Origin of the sequence: Streptomyces sp. NPDC048434 (assembly GCF_043200375.1) — a bacterium.
Lineage (GTDB): Bacteria > Actinomycetota > Actinomycetes > Streptomycetales > Streptomycetaceae > Streptomyces.
The window spans coordinates 87,919-106,960 of the sequence record NZ_JBICXQ010000030.1; the positions used below are offsets into that span (position 1 = coordinate 87,919).

Sequence of the window (19,042 nt, forward strand, 5' to 3'; positions counted from 1 at the left end):
GTTTGATAGAAATCCCTTTATGCCTCTCATCCCCGAGGAGCCTCAGATTCACGAGAGTGTCCCGGGTCCCCGCGCAACTCCGGCCGCCGGCCGTACCGCGCCGACCCCCCGTCCCGTTCCTGGTCCCGGTCCCCGCCCCGCGCCGCCGCGTGGCGCTCCCGCGTCCAGTGTCCGTCCGGGCAAGCCCGGACCTGCTGCCCCGCCGCGTGGGCCTGTCGCCGCTCCGCCGGCGCAGCGCACCAGCTCCCCGCAGCCGCCCGCCGGCAAGACCGGCACCGCCGCGGGAGCGCAGCTCCAGCTGATCCCGGCCCCCGCCGACGGCGCCGTCGACGCCGCCGACGAGGCCGTCGACCTGCTGCTGGACTCCGGGCGTGCGCCGGGCGACATCCTGGTGCTGACCACCGGTGAAACGCACCCGTGGGCCGCGCATGAACTGTCCTTCGGTGAGGCGTCCTACTGGGCCCAACACGATGCCGCGGACGATGTGTTCTACGCGGACGCCGGGGCCGAGCGTGCTACCGGCCGGCCCGTGGTGGTCGTCGCCGTCAACGGCGGTGCGGACGAGGTCACCGCGCAGGCGCTGCCCGCGGCGATGGCCCGTGCCGGAGCGCTGCTGATCGTCTGCGGTGACCCGCAGCGGATCAACACCGTTCTCGGCGCGCCCGCCTGATCGCTGCCGCTTCGCAACAGCCCGTCGGCCCTGCAGGCCGTCGGGCTCGCTTGCGTTCCCGCATGGGCGAGGTCCGGAGGCCGGGGGCTTCGGCGGGGGAGGGGTGCGGCTGCAACGGTCGAGGCGGTCAGTCTTCTGCCGCGTACTGGGGCGCCGAGAGGGTGTGCCGTGTGCCGTGTGCCGTGTGCCGTGTGCCGTCTGCCGGAACGCTGGGGCCCCGGCTTCGGTCCCGTATCGGAAGCCTGGGACGTACGTCGGCCCGGACCGCTCAGCGTGCCGCCGTGTGCCGATGGGCTTCCGGGGCACCGCCTCCGGTGCGCCGCGGCATCGACCGATTCGGAGTGACGGGAAGATTCGCGGCCGTATGCGGCGCATCCGGACGTGCCGCCGTCGTGCGACGTGCCTCCATGCGACCCGCCCCCGCACCGCGTGATTCCGTGACCGACTCGTTCACGGAGGCTGGCCTGGGGCGGCGCCCGCCCCGGCCCTCGCCCAGCACCTGCCAGCGGTCCGGGGTCAACGTGATGTATGCCCCACAGCGGAGCCCGTGCAGGGTGCAGGCGTCGCGCAGCCCCCACATCCACGCCCCGTCCGTCTCCGTCCAAAGGGGTTCGCCCTCACGGCAATAGAGCAGCACGGCGGTCCGGACCGGGGCGCGCAGCCGCAGGTCGTGCGGGATGACCCGGCGCAGATGCGCCAGCAGTACATTGCGGAACTCCCAGCCGTCGGGAGCGGCCGTGCACTCGGTGAACGAGGCACTGGCCGTCACCCGCTCATGCGTATCGAGCACCGCGACGACAGCCGTCGACGGCACCGGCCGATGACGGTGGTGCAGGCCGGCGACGACCTCTCGGGGATTGCGCAGCAACGGGATACCGGCCGAGGCCCATTCGGCGGGCTCCAGCATCCGCCCCAGGCGGGCGGCGGAGTCGGCGGACGTGGGCGGGGACACCTGCGGGGGCGGGGCGAAGCCGAAGGTCACGTTCCTCCCATCGTCTACGCGTCCGCACGTCGGGCGGTGGCCGGGCGCGGGTACGCACCACGACATGGCCCTGCCTGACCACGGACGGCCGGTACGGGGAAGCAACTCCAATTCTTGCGGTCGTACAGGCATGCGGCAACGAGCAATTCCCGCCCGCGACCGGAATCGCCCGGAGAACGGCAAATATCCCTACTCATCGCTGCATCGAGGCAGGCCTTACCGCTCCTAGCCCTGTACGGCGAGGACCAGCGGAAACACCTCCTCGGCTCCCGCCCGGCGCAGCAGCCGCGCGGCCACGGCCAGCGTCCAGCCGGTATCGGCGTAGTCGTCCACCAACAGCACCGGGCCGCCCGCCGAGGCCAGAGCCTGCGCCAGCTCCGGCGGCACGCCCAGCGAACCGTGCAGAGCCCGTAGCCGCTGGGCACTGTTGCTGCGCGGAATCCTGCCGTCGCCACCGTCGTCCGCCGAGGTCACCGTGCCCAGGAACGGCATGCGGCCGACCGCGGCGATCCGCTCGGCCAGTGACCGGATCAGCTGCGGGCGGCTGTGCGAGGAGAGCGCGACGACGCCCACCGGGCGGGCCGGTGCATCCGCCGCCCCCGAGGCCCAACCACCGGGCCCCTTGGCCCAGTCGGCGAGGACGGTGACCACCGCGGCCGCCACATCGTCGGGGACCGGGCCGTCCGGCGCCTGTGGTGCGAGCATCGGCCGCAGACGGTTGCCCCATCCGATGTCGGAGAGCCGTCCCAGGGCCCGGCCGGTCGCGGCGAGCTCACCTGCCGCGATACGCCCCTTGAGGTCGACACCGACGGTCGGCAGCCCCGTCGGCCACATCCGCCGCGGCTCCACTTCCACGCCGGGCCGCCCCAGCTCACCGCGCGCCGCATCCAGCGAGGCGGCGGACACCTCGGTGGTGAACCGTGCCTCGGCGCAGTTGTCGCAGCGGCCGCACGCCACGGCCGCCTCGTCGTCCAACTGCCGGCGCAGGAACTCCATCCGGCAGCCGATCGTGGTGGCGTACTCCCGCATTGCCTGCTGTTCGGCCTCGCGCTGGCGTGACACCCACGCATAGCGCTCGGCGTCGTACGACCATGGCCGGCCGGTGGACGTCCAGCCGCCCTTGACGCGCTGCACGGCGCCGTCCACATCGAGCACCTTGAGCATGATCTCCAGGCGTGAGCGGCGCAGTTCGACCTGCGGCTCCAGGGCCGGCAGCGACACCGGCCGGCCGGCGGCCGCCAGGACGTCCAGGGTCCGCCGCACCTGCTCCTCGGGCGGGAACGCCAACGAGGCGAAGTACTTCCAGATCGCCTCGTCCTCCCGCCCGGGCAGCAGGAGGACCTCGGCGTGCTTGACCCCACGGCCGGCCCGGCCCACCTGCTGGTAGTACGCGATGGGGGACGACGGCGAGCCCATGTGCACCACGAAACCCAGGTCGGGCTTGTCGAAGCCCATGCCCAGCGCCGACGTCGCCACCAGGGCCTTGACGCGGTTGGCGAGCAGATCGTCCTCGGCCTGCTGACGGTCGGCGTTCTCCGTCTTGCCAGTGTACGAGGAGACCGTGTGCCCGCGATGGCGAAGGAAGGCCGTGACCTCCTCGGCGGCGGCAACGGTGAGCGTATAGATGATCCCCGAGCCCGGCAGCTCGTGCAGATGGTCCGCAAGCCAGGCGAGCCGGTGCGCGGCGTCCGGCAGCGGGAGGACGCCCAGGCTGAGGCTCTCCCGGTCCAGTGGCCCGCGCAGAACCAGCGCCTCGGTGGAGCCCTCGCCCGTGCCGAGCTGTTCGGCGACATCCGCGGTCACTCGCGCGTTGGCCGTGGCGGTGGTGGCGAGCACGGGCACACCGGGCGGGAGGTCGGCGAGCATGGTGCGCAGCCGTCGGTAGTCCGGCCGGAAATCATGGCCCCAGTCGGAGATGCAGTGCGCTTCGTCGACGACCAGCAGACCGGTTGCCGCCGCGAGCTTAGGCAGCACCTGATCGCGGAAATCGGGGTTGTTGAGCCGCTCGGGGCTGACCAGCAGGACGTCCACGTCGCCGGCCGCCACCTCGGCCTGGACGGTGTCCCACTCCTCGGTGTTGGCGGAGTTGATCGTGCGGGCGCGGATCCCGGCCCGCGCGGCTGCCTCGACCTGATTGCGCATCAGCGCGAGCAGCGGGGAGACGATCACGGTGGGTCCGCTGCCGCGCTCACGCAGCAGCGCCGTCGCGACGAAATAGACCGCGGACTTGCCCCAGCCCGTGCGCTGTACGACCAGTGCGCGGCGGTGGTCGGCGACCAGCGCCTCGATCGCCCGCCACTGATCCTCACGCAGCCTGGCCTCGCCGCCGGGATCCCCGACGAGGCGGGTCAGGACGGCGTTGGCTGCGGCACGCAGATCTTCGTTGCTCATGCCCCCATGCAACCCGATGCCACTGACAACGCGCGAACCCTCGCCCGAAGCTGTGGACAACCTCGTCGCCCGCGAGTTATCCACAGGGGTCGCGGCGCAGCGGCCGGCCGCGGGATCTTCGAGCCATGAATCCGCACAGCGAACCGAGCAAGCGCACCGGCGACATCCACTCGACCCCCACGCCCGCCGACCCCTCCGCCGCTAAGCCCTCGAACTCCTCGAACTCCTCGAACTCTCCTCGCACTCCCCGCGACCCGAAGCTGGATGCCCCCGCCGACGCGCCCGGCGCAGCCGGATCCGACCCCACGGCACCCACTGACCCGGCCGGCCCCACCGAAGCTTCCAGCCCGCCCGGCCCCGCAAAAGCCACCAACCCTTCTGATCCCGCTGACACCACTGTCCCCCTGACCTCGTCCGACCTCACCGGCTCCATGGTCCCGTCACTTCCCTCCCGCCCCTCCCACTCCTCCACCCCCTCCGACCCCTCCGACGCGACCAAGGCCCCGTCCGCCGAAGCCCAGGTCACCCTGCGCGGCCCGGCCGAGCTCGCCGACGCCCTGCCGTATCTCATGGGCTTCTATCCGGACGACAGCGTCGTGATGGTCGCGCTGAACGGCGAGCGCGGACGCTTCGGCGGCCGGGTCAGGCTCGGCATCCCCACTGGCACCGCGCAGTGGCCGGATGTTGCCGACCAGCTTGCCGAGTGCCTGATCTCCGCAGGCCAGGACCGTGACACCCGTCCCGCGGCGATCATCGTCTACCTCTGCCAGGAGCCGGTGGCGGGGGAGAGCGGCAAGGACGTCAAGGACCGCCTTCGCCCCCTCGCCCAGCGGCTGCGCACTGCCTGCGGCGCGCTCGACGTACCGGTCCTGGAAGCCCTGTGCCTCTCCAACGGCCGCTTCTGGTCCTACTGCTGCCCCGACTTCCGGTGCTGCCCCGCGGAGGGCACCCCCATGGTCATGCCGGGCACGTCCGTCATGGCCGCGGCCGCCGCCTACGCGGGAATGCAGGTGCGCGGCTCCCTCAAGGAGATGGAGGCCAGGCTCACGCCCCGCACCGGGCTGCGGGCCGCCGAACAGGAGAAGGCGCTGGACGCGGCCGCCGGCGCGCTGGTTCCGCGCATGCTCCGGCGGGACGGCGCGGCGGACGTCCGCCGGAACACCCTCGACATGGCCGGCGCCATGATCCACCGGTTCCGTGAGGACACCCCCTCGGGCAGCAACCGGGCCAGGGACGCCTGTGACGACGCACTGATCACCGACGCCGAGGCCGCCGATCTCATCCTCGGCCTGCAGGACCGGGTCACCCGCGACCGGGCGGCGGAGTGGATGGACGGCTCCGCTGCCGCGCCGGCCCTTCGGCTCTGGCGTGCCCTCGCCCGCCGCTGCGCCGGCGGCTATGTCGAACACGCGGTGGCACCGCTCACCCTCGCCGGCTGGGTCTGCTGGTCCACCGAGGACGGACCCTCGGCGCGCGTCGCCCTCAGCTGCGCCTTGGCCCTCGACCCCGACTACACCTTCGCCCAGCTGCTGCACCGGGCCATCAACGAAGGCCTCGACCCGGAGCCGCTGCGCCGCTGCCTGCGCGAGCAGCACCGAGAGGCGGTGACCACCGCCGAGCCCGCCGTCCCCGCGCCTGCCGCCAAGAAGACACCGCAGTCCACGAAGCGCCCCGGGCCGACCCGCTCCGGACCGGCCGGCCGCCCCCGCGGACCACGTGGTGGCACGGGCCCCGGTTCGCGTACGACCGACGGGCGCGGCAGGCGCCGGGCCGGCCGGAATGGCGACCGGAGCCGACGGTGACCCTGCCGTCGCTGCGCAGCCGGCGTGACCTGGGCGCCGGCCGGGCCGTTCACCTGAGTGGAGCAGCCCGTACGGAGCCCCGACCTCATCAGGGAGCACAGAACGTGCCAGGCATCGTCCCCACTTCTCAGCCGGCCAGCCGGCTGCCCGGAGAGCGGCGCCCGGCGCCGCCCCGGGTCCCGCAGCCCCAACCCGTCCATTCCTCACTCGTCTGTGTGGCCCTCCCGGCCCTCGCCGTGTCCCCGGCGTCGGGACAGCTGACCGGCAGCGGCATGGACGGCTTCTACCGCGACGGCCGGCGGGTCCTGTCCCGCTGCGAACTGCGGGTCGGGGGCGACGAACCGCTCATCGTCCAAGGGCGGTTGACGGGCGCGGACCGGGCCCGGTTCATCGGGACGATCCGCAGGGCCGGAGAGCGCGGGCCGGACCCGGAGATCCGTCTGGAGCGCCTGCGATCCGCCGACGGCACCGAGCAGATCACGTTCCGCAGCAGTGCCACGCGGCCCGTTCGGCTGGCGGTCGAGATCCGGCTGGGCACGGACCTCGCGGAGCTCGGCGCCGTCGCCGTCGGCCTCCCGGGCCCCGAACTGCGGGCCGCTGTCCACGGGGCCGGGCTCCGCTGGTCCGGGACCGGTGTGCACGCAGTGGTGTCCGCGACGCCCTCACCCCAGGATGCGCTGGCCTCGGCGGGACTGCTGCGCTGGGAACTCGATCTGCCGGCCGGCGGCCACCGCAGCATTGAACTACGCGCCAGGCTGGAGTACGAGCCCGGCCGACCGGGCGGCCCCTTGGAGCACCGGCGTGCAGCGGACGTCCGCATCCCCGCACCGCGCACGGGAGCGGTCGCTCCGCGGAGACGCAGCGACCGGCCGCCGCGCCCCTGGACGGCGGCCCGGTTGGAGTGCGACGACCGTCGGGCCGACGCCCTCATGGCGAGCAGCCTCGACGATCTCCACGGTCTGGTGATGCGGGACCCGGTCGCCGCTACGGACATGTATGTCGCCAGCGGATTCCCCTGGCGTTGCGGCCTGGCACCGGTCGAGGCGCTGTGGACCGCCCGAATGCTGCTGCCCCTGGGCACCAAGCTCGCCGCGGGCACGCTGCGCGCACTCGCCCGTAGCCAACAAGCCGCGCCAGGGGCGGATTTCGGCCGAATTCCCGGTGCTCTGCGGGACGCCGGTCCGCACTCCCCACCCAGCTGCGCCGGCATCGAGGCAACCCTTCTGTTCCCCGCCGTTCTCGCGGAGGCCCGCCGTTGGGGCCTGCCCCAGCACGAGACCGAGGGGCTGCTGCCCGCCGCGGAGCGCTGCCTGACGTGGCTGAGGAGGGTCACCGACCCGTAGGCCGGCCGCCGCGGCGGTTACGTCCCCGATCCCGCGCCCGGCGGACCGTACCGCTGCGAGACCCAGGCCCATGCCCATCGTGCAGCCCTCCTGGGCGCCGACCTCCTCGATGCTTTCCACTCGTCCGACGCGGCGGCGCTGCGGGACTGGGCGGCCGACCTGCGCACCCGGTTCCGCAGGGACTTCTGGCTGGAGGGCGCGGCGGGCGGCCGTCCCGCCGCCCTGCTCACCGCCGACGGCCGACCGGTCCCGCACCTCGGTTCCGCCTCCGCCCATCTCCTCGACACCGGACTGCTCGGTGGCGGCACTCTGGCCCCCGGCCTGCTGGACGCGGCACAGACCGACCAGCTGGCCGGCCTGCTGGGCAGCCCGGCCATGGACTCCGGGTGGGGACTGCGAGGGCTGAGTGCCAAGGAGAGTGGCTACAACCCCTTCGGCCACCGCAGTGGTGCGGTCCGCGTCCACGAGACGGCGGTCGCCGCCGCCGGCCTGGCCGCAGCCGGCCACGAGCGGGCAGCCGACGCACTGCCCAAAGGCATCCTCGACGCCGCGGACAGCTTCCGGTACCGCCTCCCCGAGATGTACGCGGGCGAGCAGCGCACCGGCGGCGGCGCCCCCGTACCGCATCCGGCGGCCTGCCGTCCCGCTGCCGTGGCGGCGGGCGGCGCGGTGCACATACTCGTCGCGCTCGCGGGCCTGCGGCCCGACGTTCCCGCCGGGACGGTGTCCGTGCGGCCGCTCGGTACCGTCCCGCTCGGCGCGATGCAGCTCACCGGTCTGTGTGTCGCGGAGCAGCCGTTCGCGGTACGGATCAGCAGGCTCGGCATGGGGATGGTGGAGACGGCGGCAGAAGGCCTGCAACTGGGCTCGTGAGGTGCTCCGGGGCCTGTTTATCGTCAAGGGGACGACTATGATCACGCCCATGCCTCCCTACGACCCGTCGGCCTTCCCGCCCTTCGCCGTCACTGTCGACCTGGTCGTGCTCACCGTGCGCCGCCACGCCCTGTGCGCGCTGGCCGTGCGCCGCGGTGAGCCGCCGTTCCAGGGCCGCTGGGCCCTGCCCGGTGGTTTCGTCCGGGCCGATGAGGATCTCGAGGCCGCGGCCGCCAGGGAGCTCACCGAGGAGACCGGTCTGCACGCCCATTCCCCGGCGGGCCCGCCCCCCGTGTACGGCGCACACCTCGAACAGCTCGCCACGTACGGCGACCCCAAGCGGGATCCCCGGATGCGGGTCGTCAGTGTCGCGCACCTGGCGCTCGCCCCCGACCTGCCCGCGCCCACGGCCGGCGGCGACGCCCACAGCGCGCGCTGGGCACCCGTGGAAACCCTCCTGGAGCAGGACGACACCCTCTCCCGCGAGGGCGAGCTGGCGGCCCCACTGGCCTTTGACCACGCCCGGATCCTCGCCGACGGCGTGGAGCGCGCCCGCTCGAAGATCGAATACTCCTCGCTCGCCACGGCCTTCTGCCCGCCGGAGTTCACCGTCGGCGAGCTGCGCCGGGTGTACGAGGCGGTCTGGGGCGTCGCCCTGGATCCCCGTAACTTCCACCGCAAGGTGACCGGCACCCCCGGGTTCCTGGTGCCCACGGGCGGCACGACGACGCGTCAGGGCGGCCGCCCCGCACAGTTGTTCCGGGCCGGCGGGGCGACGCTTCTCAACCCGCCGATGCTGCGCCCCGAGGTCTGAGCCTGGGCGGAGCCCACGGCACGGCGGGGCTGAAGTTCACCCGCAGTGACACGACAAACCGTCAAGATTGAACATTACGAGAAAATAGGACATATCGCGGTACCTTGGGCGGGTGAGTCCCTTCGTGTCCCTTGCAGCTTCCGACCGGCCTCACGCCCCGCCAGGGGCGCGATGTCTCGCGCCGCCGGGCCGCCCGGCGAAACTCGCGGCCCGCATCCGGCCACTGTCGGCGCCCTCGATGGAGGGGTGTCGCGCGCCCGTGGCGCCACCCCGCTAGCGTCCGGCCCGCCCGGACCCGTGGCTGTCCACCCCGCCCGTGACCGCCTGCCGGGTCCGCCGGCCCGGCCCTCTCTGCGGTCCTGCTCTTGGCTTCGGCGCGACTGGCGGGCGGACCCCGTCATCGCCCTTATCGAGTGCCCTGCTCTTGCTGTCAGTTGGGCGGGACCGCTGCCCGGTCGTGTGCAGGCGGGGTTATCGGAGGTCGGTGTATTCCGCTTCACCGCAACGGGATTGCCGGAGGGCTCTGTCGTAGTGCTCGGCAGGGGGCGATCCACTGTCCAGCGGCCGCGTCAAGTACCCGTTCGCAATCGACCAAGACGCATCTGTTCGTGATGTGGCTCGCGCGCCAACCCGTAGGCAGCGCCCTGGTGTTGCCGTCAACCCGTCTGGTCTGCGGATATGTGCTCGCGATACCGTGCGGCTTCTTCCGCTGATCGAGTAAGGCATATATTTTGGCGCCTTGTTGTTGCGGCTGCTGTTCACAACTCGCCACGGAGAGCGCATTTCTTTCCGATAAAGCGTCAATTAGGGGATGGGGGGCGATCACCCTTTCGTGTGCTTTTCACCAAAGACCTCAAGGGTGTTCAGGGTGTCGCCGACAAAAGATGCGTGAGTACCCTTGCGCACACCATGATGACCGCGGCTCGCCCCGGCGACACCGGCCTCGCAGGCCCGGGCGAGCTTGACCGCTACCCCTACGCGAACGCCGCCAACGCCGCGAACGCCAACAACGCAGCCGGCCATGACCGTGCCGAGCGCGTTTCGCAGGTCTGGGACAGCTCCGAGGCAGACATCGGCCGGGTCGGCCGTCGCACGGCCGGCAGCCGCGGCCGCGGCCTGCACGGCCAACTCGTCCAGCAGCTCGGGCAGATGATCGTCTCCGGGGACCTCGGCGCCGACCGCCCGCTCGTCCCCGAGGAGATCGGCCAGCGCTTCGAGGTCTCCCGCACCGTCGTCCGTGAATCGCTGCGAGTCCTCGAGGCCAAGGGCCTCGTCAGCGCTCGCCCGAACGTGGGCACCCGAGTGCGCCCGGTAAGCGACTGGAACCTCCTCGACCCCGACATCATCGAATGGCGGGCCTACGGGCCCCAGCGTGACGACCAGCGCCGCGAGCTCTCCGAGCTGCGCTGGACGATCGAGCCCCTCGCCGCCAGACTCGCCGCCGGCCATGGCCGGGAAGACATCCAGCAGCGGCTGGCCGACATGGTCGAGATCATGGGGCACTCCGCGGCCCAGGGCGACACCATGACCTTCTCCCGCGCCGACGCCGAGTTCCACTCGCTGCTGCTGCAGCTCGCCGGTAACCGCATGCTCGAGCATCTCTCGGGCATCGTCTCCGCCGCCCTCCATGTCTCGGGCGGCCCCGGCGGCGGCTGCGAGCGGCCGGTCGAGACGTCCGTGGGCCAGCACATGCGGGTCGTCGACGCCATCGGATCCAGCGACGCCACGGCAGCCGAATCCGCGATGCGCCAGCTCCTCGCCGCCCATGGCGAGGTCGTCGGCCAGGGCTCCCAGACGCCCGTGGACCACGTCGTCCCCGCGCCCCGCGAGCACTGAAGGTCCGTACCCGACCGCGTACGGACCGTAGTCGCCGCGCGGCCCAGTGCCCTGCGCACCCCTCGGGGCGGGGCACGCCGTACGCGGCGAGGCGCAGAAATATCGCCGGATCCGGGTCGCCGACCGGATCCGGCGACAGGTCTTGGGAGGGTTGCATGTCATATGACTGGGAATGGGTCGTTATGGGGTGTGACTCGGGCCACGCAGATTGGGCGTAACGCTCTTCCGGGAAGCGCGATGACTTAAGAGGTGATAGCCGAGGAGGGAATACGAGCGGCGTTCGTGACGCTGTTCAACTCCCCGGTTGCCCCTGCGCCGTCGGTCCATCCCCACCGGCGGTCGTCGGCTCCGATCCACATTGGACGGGGTCGGAAGCCGTTTCCATCGTTCCGAGAGGTTGTTCGTGTCGGCCAGCACATCCCGTACGCTCCCGCCGGAGATCGCCGAGTCCGAGTCTGTGATGGCGCTCATCGAGCGGGGAAAGGCAGATGGGCAGATCGCCGGCGATGACGTGCGTCGGGCCTTCGAGGCTGACCAGATTCCGCCAACCCAGTGGAAGAACGTTCTGCGCAGCCTCAACCAGATCCTCGACGAGGAGGGTGTGACGCTGATGGTCAGTGCCGCAGAGGCGCCCAAGCGCACCCGCAAGAGCGTCGCAGCGAAGAGTCCGGCGAAGCGCACCGCCACCAAGACCGTCGCGGCGAAGGCCGCCACGGTCAAGAAGACCACCGCCGCCGCGGCCCCCGCCCCTGTGGCGGACCCGTCGGCCGATGAGTCCGAGTCCGCGCCTGCAAAGAAGGCGGCGGCGAAGAAGACGACCGCCAAGAAGACGGTCGCGAAGAAGGCCACGGCCAAGAAGGCCACCGCAAAGAAGACCGCGTCCAAGAAGGACGTCGACGAGCTGCTCGACGACGAGGCGACCGAGGAGACCCCGGCACCCGGCAAGGGTGACGCGCCCGAGGCCGCCGAGGGCGCGGAGAGCGCCGGTTTCGTCCTGTCCGACGACGACGAGGACGACGCGCCTGCGCAGCAGGTCGCCGCGGCCGGTGCCACCGCCGACCCGGTCAAGGACTACCTCAAGCAGATCGGTAAGGTCCCGCTCCTCAACGCCGAGCAGGAGGTGGAGCTCGCCAAGCGCATCGAGGCGGGTCTGTTCGCCGAGGACAAGCTGGCGAACTCCGACAAGCTCGCACCGAAGCTCAAGCGTGAGCTGGAGATCATCGCCGAGGACGGCCGACGGGCGAAGAACCACCTCCTGGAGGCCAACCTCCGTCTGGTCGTCTCCCTGGCCAAGCGGTACACGGGCCGCGGCATGCTGTTCCTGGACCTGATCCAGGAGGGCAACCTCGGTCTGATCCGTGCGGTCGAGAAGTTCGACTACACCAAGGGCTACAAGTTCTCGACCTACGCCACGTGGTGGATCCGTCAGGCCATCACCCGCGCCATGGCCGACCAGGCCCGTACGATCCGTATCCCCGTCCACATGGTCGAGGTCATCAACAAGCTCGCGCGCGTCCAGCGCCAGATGCTCCAGGACCTGGGCCGCGAGCCCACCCCGGAGGAGCTGGCCAAGGAACTCGACATGACCCCCGAAAAGGTCATCGAGGTCCAGAAGTACGGCCGTGAGCCGATCTCGCTGCACACCCCGCTGGGCGAGGACGGCGACAGCGAGTTCGGTGACCTCATCGAGGACTCCGAGGCGGTCGTCCCGGCCGATGCGGTCAGCTTCACGCTTCTGCAGGAGCAGCTGCACTCGGTGCTGGACACGCTCTCCGAGCGTGAGGCCGGCGTCGTGTCCATGCGCTTCGGCCTCACCGACGGTCAGCCCAAGACGCTGGACGAGATCGGCAAGGTCTACGGCGTCACGCGTGAGCGGATCCGTCAGATCGAGTCGAAGACGATGTCGAAGCTGCGTCACCCGTCGCGTTCCCAGGTGCTGCGCGACTACCTCGACTAGTCCAACCGCCCCAAGAGCGCCACGAGCCCGGTCACTCCTAATCGGAGGGCCGGGCTCGCGCCCGTCCGGGGTGCGCCGGGCCGCCGTTTGGGTCACTCTAGGTGTGCGCGCACTGTCCCAGAGTCAGGAGTCCGAATGCGTCCGACCGCACATACTGCCCTCGGAGCCCTCGCGCTGGTCCTCGCCCTGCCGGCGTCGGCGGTTGCGGACGAGGCGGTAATCGGCGGAAAGCCCGCGCCGCTGTCACAGAGCCCCTGGGCGGTGGCTCTGGCTTCCCACGAGCGCTTCGGGGCCCAGCGCTCCGGACAGTTCTGTGGCGGTGTGCTCGTCGGGCACTCGACGGTGGTGACGGCGGCGCACTGTCTGAGCAAGGAGGTGCTGGGCGTCCCCTGGCGGGAAGTACGGGATCTGAGGATCGTCGTCGGACGCGACAAGCTCAGCGGTGGCGGTGGACAGGAGCTCAAGCCTTCAAAGATCTGGGTCAACCCGCGCTACAACAACTACACGAACGACGGTGACATGGCTGTCCTCACGCTGGCCAAACCGGTTCCGAACCGGCCCATCCCGATAGCGGGACGGCAGGACAACGCCTACCGGGCCGGCAGTGCGGCCACGGTCTACGGCTGGGGCGACACCACGGGCGGAGGCAGCTACGCGTCACAGCTGCGGGCGGCACACGTCAACGTGTTGCCTGATGCGGTCTGTGCGCGGGCGTATCCGGGCAGCGCCGACGGTACGTACAAGGCGCGAACGATGCTGTGCGCGGGGGAGCCGGACGGCGGCCGCGACGCCTGTCAGGGCGACAGCGGCGGGCCGCTGGTCGTGCGCGGACGGCTGGTGGGCCTGGTGTCGTGGGGGACCGGCTGCGGTCAGCGAGGCAGTCCTGGGGTCTATACGCGCGCCTCAGCGCTTCCCTCGGCGGTGTCCGCACACGGGGCCCACTGAGCGGCGCGGGGACGTGAGCGCGCGAGTGCGGGCGGTGTCCCCTGTGGTGTCGGGGAACCGCCCGCGGTTACGGCGCTGGGCCGCTGCTCGCTCGTCGTGGATGCGAAGTGTCAGCGTTCCTCATCGGACGCGGACGCCGGAGAAGCGGTCAGCCGCTCCGTCTCGTCCTGTATTTCCGCGGCGATCTTCTTGAGTTCTGGCTCGAACTTGCGACCGTGGTGGGCGCAGAAGAGCAGTTCTCCGCCGGACATCAGGACGACGCGCAGGTAAGCCTGGGCGCCGCAGCGGTCGCAGCGGTCAGCGGCCGTCAGCGGGCTCGCGGGTGTCAGAACAGTAGTCACGTCGCCTCTTCTCTAGCTCGACGAGCTGTCGTACCAGGGTCAACATCCAACCAGGCCGAAAACGTTCCCGCTCGTGCCTTTTCCTCGAAAAAATTCTCCGAGGGGGCCGGGTGCTGCCGGGTGGCGGCGAATGAGCCGTATTGCTTGGTGGTCTGATTCACGTTGGTTGTTGGATCTGTGTCCTCCCGGCCGGCTTGCCGGTTGTTGATGAGGACGTGCCCGGAGCCTAAATGGTTCATGCCTCGAAGGGAACGTGATGTGCACGTCACTCGGACGTCACCCCATCGAGGGATCGAACGTACGAGCGAAATTCTACTACCATGGGCATGGTTACGGGTGGCGTCACATCGGCTCTACCAGGCCTCGGTACCCTCTGACGGGCGACACCGCCACAACCGAGTCCGCGGAATGCGGACTGCCAGAAATTCAGCGAGGAGCGAACCGCGTGACCGCCGAGATGTCCGTGCCGTCCACCGCAGTGCTGACCGGGGCAGACCGGGACGGTTCCAACTACACCGCGCGGCATCTGCTTGTCCTCGAGGGGCTCGAGGCCGTCCGAAAGCGCCCAGGCATGTACATCGGCTCGACGGACAGTCGAGGCCTCTTGCACTGCCTGTGGGAGATCATCGACAACTCCGTCGACGAGGCGCTGGGCGGCTACTGCGACCACATCGAGGTGATCCTCCACGACGACGGGTCGGTGGAGGTCCGGGACAACGGCCGCGGCATCCCCGTGGACGTCGAGCCCAAGACCGGCCTCAGCGGCGTCGAGGTCGTCATGACCAAGCTGCACGCCGGTGGAAAGTTCGGCGGCGGCGCGTACGCGGCCTCCGGCGGCCTGCACGGTGTCGGCGCCTCGGTCGTCAACGCGCTCTCCGCGCGGCTCGACGTCGAGGTGGACCTTAACGGCAAGACGCACTCGATCAGCTTCCGCCGCGGCGTCCCCGGGATCTTCACTGAATCGGGCCCGGACGCCCCGTTCGACCCAGGCAACGGCCTGCTCAAGGGCAAGCGGATCGCCAAGACGAAGACCGGCACCCGGGTGCGCTACTGGGCCGACCGGCAGATCTTCCTCAAGGACGCCAAGCTTTCCCTGGACACCCTGTACGCCCGCGCCCGCCAGACGGCGTTCCTCGTGCCGGGCCTGACCCTGGTCGTCCGTGACGAGCGGGGCATCGACGGCGCCGGCAAGAGCGAAGAGACGTTCCGCTACGACGGCGGCATCAGCGAATTCTGCGAGTACCTCGCGCAGGACAAGGCCGTCTGCGACGTGCTCCGGCTGACCGGCCAGGGCACCTTCAAGGAGACCGTGCCGGTCCTCGACGACCGCGGCCACATGACACCGACCGAGGTCACCCGGGAACTGGGCGTCGATATCGCGCTGCGCTGGGGCACCGGCTACGACACGATGGTCAAGTCGTTCGTCAACATCATCGCGACGCCCAAGGGCGGCACCCACGTCTCCGGCTTCGAGCGGTCGATCGCCAAGACCGTTAACGAGGTACTGCGGTCGAGCAAGCTGCTGCGCGTCGCCGAGGACGATGTCGTCAAGGACGACGCCATGGAGGGCCTCACCGCCGTCGTGACCGTACGACTCGCGGAGCCGCAGTTCGAGGGCCAGACCAAGGAGGTGCTCGGCACCTCCGCCGCCTCGCGGATCGTCGCCCAGGTGGTGAGCAAGGAACTCAAGTCGTTTCTGACCTCCACGAAGCGGGATGACAAGCAGCAGGCGCGCTCCGTCATGGAGAAGATCGTCGCCGCGGCCCGTACGCGCATCGCGGCCCGTCAGCACAAGGAGGCACAGCGGCGGAAGACGGCGCTGGAGTCCTCCTCGCTGCCGGCCAAGCTTGCGGACTGCCGTAGTGACGACGTCGAGCGCAGCGAACTCTTCATCGTCGAGGGTGACTCGGCGCTGGGCACCGCAAAACTGGCCCGGAATTCGGAATTCCAGGCACTGCTGCCGATCCGCGGCAAGATTCTGAATGTCCAGAAGTCATCGGTTTCGGACATGCTCAAGAACGCCGAGTGCGGTGCCATCATCCAGGTCATAGGGGCTGGTTCCGGTCGTACCTTCGACATCGACGCCGCCCGCTACGGCAAGGTCATCTTCCTGGCCGACGCGGACGTCGACGGCGCGCACATCCGCTGTCTGCTGCTGACCCTCTTCCAGCGCTATATGCGGCCCATGGTCGTACAGGGCCGGGTCTTCTCCGCCGTCCCGCCGCTGCATCGCGTCGAACTGATCAACCCCAAAAAGGGCCAGGAAAAGTACATCTACACCTACTCGGACAACGAGCTGCGCCAGACGCTGCTTGAGCTCCAGCGCAAGAAGGTCCGCTACAAGGACAGCATCCAGCGCTATAAGGGCCTGGGCGAAATGGACGCCGACCAGCTTGCCGAGACGACCATGGACCCGCGCCACCGCACGTTGCGCCGCATCAACATCAGCGACCTCGAAGCGGCGGAGAAGGCCTTCGACCTCCTCATGGGTAACGAAGTCGCCCCCCGTAAGGAGTTCATCACCAACTCCGCTGCCACTCTGGACCGTTCTCGCATCGACACCTGACCGGACCGCAGCTCCCGAAGGGCGCCTCTCCACCCTTGGGTGGACGGGCGCCCTTCGGCATTTCCACCCGGTGCCCACCCTGGCTCCGATCCGGCCGTCGGCGCCGCTCCATAGCGTCGGGAACGTTGAATTTCCCGTCCCACGAAGGGCCTAGGTCATGAGCGGCTTGCTCAACATCGTTGTGATCATCGCGGCGGTTGTATGGGTGTTCGTCCGGCAGTGCACGGCGCAGCGCGTCACGTCGGAGGGCAAGAAATGGTGGCTGATTCCGGTCGTGCTGACGGTCCTGGCGGTGCGGCAGCCCGGCCTCCTGGACCCCGGGCACCAAACGGCGTCCGTCGTCCTGCTCGGCGCGGAGATCCTTATCGGGCTGGCCTGCGGTGTCGGCTGGGCCTGGACGACGCGCATCTGGACGGACGCGGACGGAGTGGTGTGGAGCAAGGGAGGCTGGGCGGCGGCCGGAGTGTGGCTTTGCGGCATGGCGCTGCGGCTCGGCCTCATGGGCATCGCCGCGGCCATGGGCGTCCACCAGGGCAGCGCGGCAACCATGCTCTCCGTTGCCGCGATGCTGCTGACCCGTGCCGGTGTCACCACCTGGCGGGCCCAAGCCCTGCAGCAGACGTACCGTGTCCCTGTTGCGGGCTGACACCTCGCGTGCGCAGTGGAAAGGACCGTACGTGCCGCTGAACTCCTGGACGAGCTGGCCCCTGCCGGAGTCACTGTCCCGTGAGGGCATCAGCGACGTCCGGGTATGGATCGGCCGGTCGGTGCGTGTCGTGGTGGTCGCGAGCCTGGCGTGGACCACCCTGGCGGGGCCGGGCTTCACCGGCTGGGGGCTGGTGGCGGCGTGCGCCGGTATGGCCGTCACCATCCTGGCCTTCCGCGGCTTCTTCCGTACGACGCGGGCACGCCGTCTGTGGCCGTCGATCGGGCTGTTCGCAGTACTGGAGGCGGCGGCCTTCGGCTTCCAGTTCGCCGGGGCGCGGACGCCCGCGATTGTCCTGTGGTGTGCCTGTGCCGTCATCGCCATGCAGCGACTTCCGCTGAGTGCCGCGGTGCCGTGCTCCGCCGTGGCCCTCGGTGCGTACGCAGTGGTGGATCACGGCAACTGGATCACGACCGCCGCTACCACCGCGGGTCTGGCGCTGGCGGGCTATGTCGTACGGATGGATGCCGAGGCGCGCGGCAACGCCCAGCGGCTGCTGGCCCAGGAACGGGCGGCCCGCAAGGCGGAGGCCGAATCGGCGGCGCTCACCGAACGCGGGCGGATCGCACGCGAGATCCACGACATCCTCGCCCACAGCCTGAGCGCACAACTGGTGCACCTGGAGGCGGCGCGGCTGCTGATCCAGCGCAGCACCGATCTCGAGGGCGATCGTGACCAGCTCCTGGACCGGGTGGTGGCGTGTCGCGGGATGGCCCGTGAAGGGCTGGACGGCACCCGTGAGGCGCTTTCCGCGCTGCGCGGGGAGATGATCCCGGTCGAGGACTCTCTGCGCCGCCTGACGGCCGCTGAGGGCGTTCGACTGGAGGTGGCGGGAGAGGGCCGCACCTTGCCGGCCGAGGCAGGTCTCGCGGTCCGCCGGGTCACCCAGGAGGCGCTGACGAACGTCCGCAAGCACGCCCCGGGGGCACGGGTGAGCGTGCGGCTGGAGTACACGAGGGACGACGTAGGGCTGGAGGTACGTGACTTCGGTGGCCGCGGCAAGCCCGGCGAGCTCGCGAACAGCGGCTCCGGATACGGTCTGCTCGGGATGCGGGAGCGCGCCGAACTCCTCGGCGGAACGCTGGATTCCGGCCCTGACGAGGAGGGTTTCGTGGTGCGGCTGCGGGTGCCCGCATGACGGCACGCACGGTGACACGGGTGGTGGTCGCCGATGACCAGACGGTGGTGCGCGAGGGGATCGTGATGCTGCTGGGGCTGCTGCCGGGCATCGAGGTCATCGGATCGGCCGCGGACGGCGAGGACGCGGTCCGCCTCGTCGCCGAACTCAGCCCCGACGTCGTGCTGATGGACCTGCGGATGCCACGTTGTGACGGTGTCGAGGCCACCCGGCGTATCCATGCCGAGCACCCCGGTACCCAGGTCGTGGTGCTCACCACCTATGCGGACGACGACTCGCTCTTCCCCGCCCTGCAGGCCGGCGCCCGTGGCTATCTGACCAAGGACGCCGACGGCGATGAGATCGTCCGCGCCATCGACGATGTGCTCTCGGGTGAAGCCGGCCTGTCGCCCAAGATCCAGCGCAAGCTGCTGGAGCGCTTCACAGCGCCCGTACGACCCGTGCCGCAACCGCCGGACGAGCCGCCGGACGGGCTGACCGCCCGCGAGGTGGAGGTGCTGCGGCTGGTCGCCGAGGGCCAGTCCAATCCGGAGATCGCACGCACGCTGCACGTCTCCACCGCGACCGTGAAGACCCACATCAACAATCTCTTCGCCAAAGCAGGGTTGCGGGACCGGGCCCAAGCCATCCACTACGCGTACCGCCACGGCCTGGCCCAGCCTCCCGGATAGCCCCCAT

13 protein-coding genes and 1 pseudogene are annotated in these 19,042 nt (G+C 70.5%); 11 read left to right on the forward strand and 3 right to left on the reverse strand.

Annotation, left to right across the window (positions count from 1 at the left end; translation table 11 throughout):
- Nucleotides 1-19: 19 nt before the first annotated feature.
- On the forward strand, nt 20-670 hold the full coding sequence (locus ACGFWI_RS30770) for a hypothetical protein (protein WP_393909321.1): 651 nt from the start codon (nt 20-22) through the stop codon (nt 668-670).
- Between the two features lie 268 nt (nt 671-938).
- On the opposite strand, the gene ACGFWI_RS30775 is transcribed toward ACGFWI_RS30770, so the two are convergent.
- Nucleotides 939-1,652: a hypothetical protein gene (locus tag ACGFWI_RS30775; RefSeq protein WP_393909322.1), complete on the reverse strand. Its 714-nt coding sequence runs from the start codon at nt 1,650-1,652 to the stop codon at nt 939-941.
- Nucleotides 1,653-1,877: 225 nt separating this feature from the next.
- On the reverse strand, nt 1,878-4,043 hold the full coding sequence (locus ACGFWI_RS30780; protein WP_393909323.1) for a RecQ family ATP-dependent DNA helicase: 2,166 nt from the start codon (nt 4,041-4,043) through the stop codon (nt 1,878-1,880).
- Nucleotides 4,044-4,168: 125 nt separating this feature from the next.
- Between ACGFWI_RS30780 and ACGFWI_RS30785 the strand changes: the two genes are divergently transcribed.
- From ACGFWI_RS30785 to ACGFWI_RS30810, 6 genes and pseudogenes are all read left to right on the forward strand, one after another.
- Complete coding sequence (locus ACGFWI_RS30785; protein WP_393909324.1) at nt 4,169-5,845, forward strand: DUF4192 family protein; 1,677 nt, start codon at nt 4,169-4,171, stop codon at nt 5,843-5,845.
- A gap of 215 nt (nt 5,846-6,060) precedes the next feature.
- A pseudogene (locus ACGFWI_RS30790) lies at nt 6,061-8,061 on the forward strand (glycogen debranching N-terminal domain-containing protein).
- Between the two features lie 49 nt (nt 8,062-8,110).
- A complete protein-coding gene (locus ACGFWI_RS30795; RefSeq protein WP_393909325.1) occupies nt 8,111-8,875 on the forward strand; it encodes an NUDIX domain-containing protein in 765 nt (254 codons plus the stop codon).
- An 834-nt stretch (nt 8,876-9,709) separates the two neighbouring features.
- Nucleotides 9,710-10,711, forward strand: a complete 1,002-nt coding sequence (locus tag ACGFWI_RS30800) for a FadR/GntR family transcriptional regulator (protein WP_393909326.1) — start codon at nt 9,710-9,712, stop codon at nt 10,709-10,711.
- Nucleotides 10,712-11,114: 403 nt separating this feature from the next.
- Nucleotides 11,115-12,668: an RNA polymerase sigma factor gene (locus ACGFWI_RS30805; RefSeq protein ID WP_393909327.1), complete on the forward strand. Its 1,554-nt coding sequence runs from the start codon at nt 11,115-11,117 to the stop codon at nt 12,666-12,668.
- Between the two features lie 135 nt (nt 12,669-12,803).
- Entirely contained in the window at nt 12,804-13,613 is an 810-nt protein-coding gene (locus ACGFWI_RS30810) for a serine protease (RefSeq protein ID WP_393909328.1), read from the forward strand.
- Between the two features lie 110 nt (nt 13,614-13,723).
- Here the strand turns inward: ACGFWI_RS30810 and ACGFWI_RS30815 are convergent, their stop codons facing one another.
- Entirely contained in the window at nt 13,724-13,954 is a 231-nt protein-coding gene (locus tag ACGFWI_RS30815) for a hypothetical protein (protein WP_003981845.1), read from the reverse strand.
- Between the two features lie 445 nt (nt 13,955-14,399).
- Here ACGFWI_RS30815 and ACGFWI_RS30820 point away from each other — a divergent pair, with 445 nt between their 5' ends.
- The 4 genes from ACGFWI_RS30820 (at nt 14,400) to ACGFWI_RS30835 (ending at nt 19,035) form a co-directional block, all read left to right on the forward strand.
- The gene (locus ACGFWI_RS30820) at nt 14,400-16,520 is read left to right on the forward strand and encodes a type IIA DNA topoisomerase subunit B (RefSeq protein WP_393909329.1); all 2,121 of its coding nucleotides are present in this window, start codon (nt 14,400-14,402) and stop codon (nt 16,518-16,520) included.
- 157 nt (nt 16,521-16,677) lie between these two features.
- A complete protein-coding gene (locus ACGFWI_RS30825) occupies nt 16,678-17,166 on the forward strand; it encodes a DUF1453 domain-containing protein (protein ID WP_393909330.1) in 489 nt (162 codons plus the stop codon).
- Between the two features lie 31 nt (nt 17,167-17,197).
- On the forward strand, nt 17,198-18,364 hold the full coding sequence (locus ACGFWI_RS30830; RefSeq protein WP_393909331.1) for a sensor histidine kinase: 1,167 nt from the start codon (nt 17,198-17,200) through the stop codon (nt 18,362-18,364).
- Nucleotides 18,361-19,035, forward strand: a complete 675-nt coding sequence (locus ACGFWI_RS30835; RefSeq protein WP_393909332.1) for a response regulator — start codon at nt 18,361-18,363, stop codon at nt 19,033-19,035. Before ACGFWI_RS30830 ends, ACGFWI_RS30835 begins: the two co-directional genes overlap by 4 nt.
- Nucleotides 19,036-19,042: the final 7 nt, after the last annotated feature.

What these genes read in the sequence shown, in the direction of transcription:
- ACGFWI_RS30785 (WP_393909324.1), top strand. Translation starts at nt 4,169, where the DNA reads ATGAATCCGCACAGCGAACCGAGCAAGCGCACCGGCGACATCCACTCG.
- ACGFWI_RS30835 (WP_393909332.1), top strand. Translation starts at nt 18,361, where the DNA reads ATGACGGCACGCACGGTGACACGGGTGGTGGTCGCCGATGACCAGACG.
- ACGFWI_RS30795 (WP_393909325.1), top strand. Translation starts at nt 8,111, where the DNA reads ATGCCTCCCTACGACCCGTCGGCCTTCCCGCCCTTCGCCGTCACTGTC.
- ACGFWI_RS30810 (WP_393909328.1), top strand. Translation starts at nt 12,804, where the DNA reads ATGCGTCCGACCGCACATACTGCCCTCGGAGCCCTCGCGCTGGTCCTC.
- ACGFWI_RS30770 (WP_393909321.1), top strand. Translation starts at nt 20, where the DNA reads ATGCCTCTCATCCCCGAGGAGCCTCAGATTCACGAGAGTGTCCCGGGT.
- ACGFWI_RS30780 (WP_393909323.1), bottom strand. Translation starts at nt 4,043, where the DNA reads ATGAGCAACGAAGATCTGCGTGCCGCAGCCAACGCCGTCCTGACCCGC.
- ACGFWI_RS30825 (WP_393909330.1), top strand. Translation starts at nt 16,678, where the DNA reads ATGAGCGGCTTGCTCAACATCGTTGTGATCATCGCGGCGGTTGTATGG.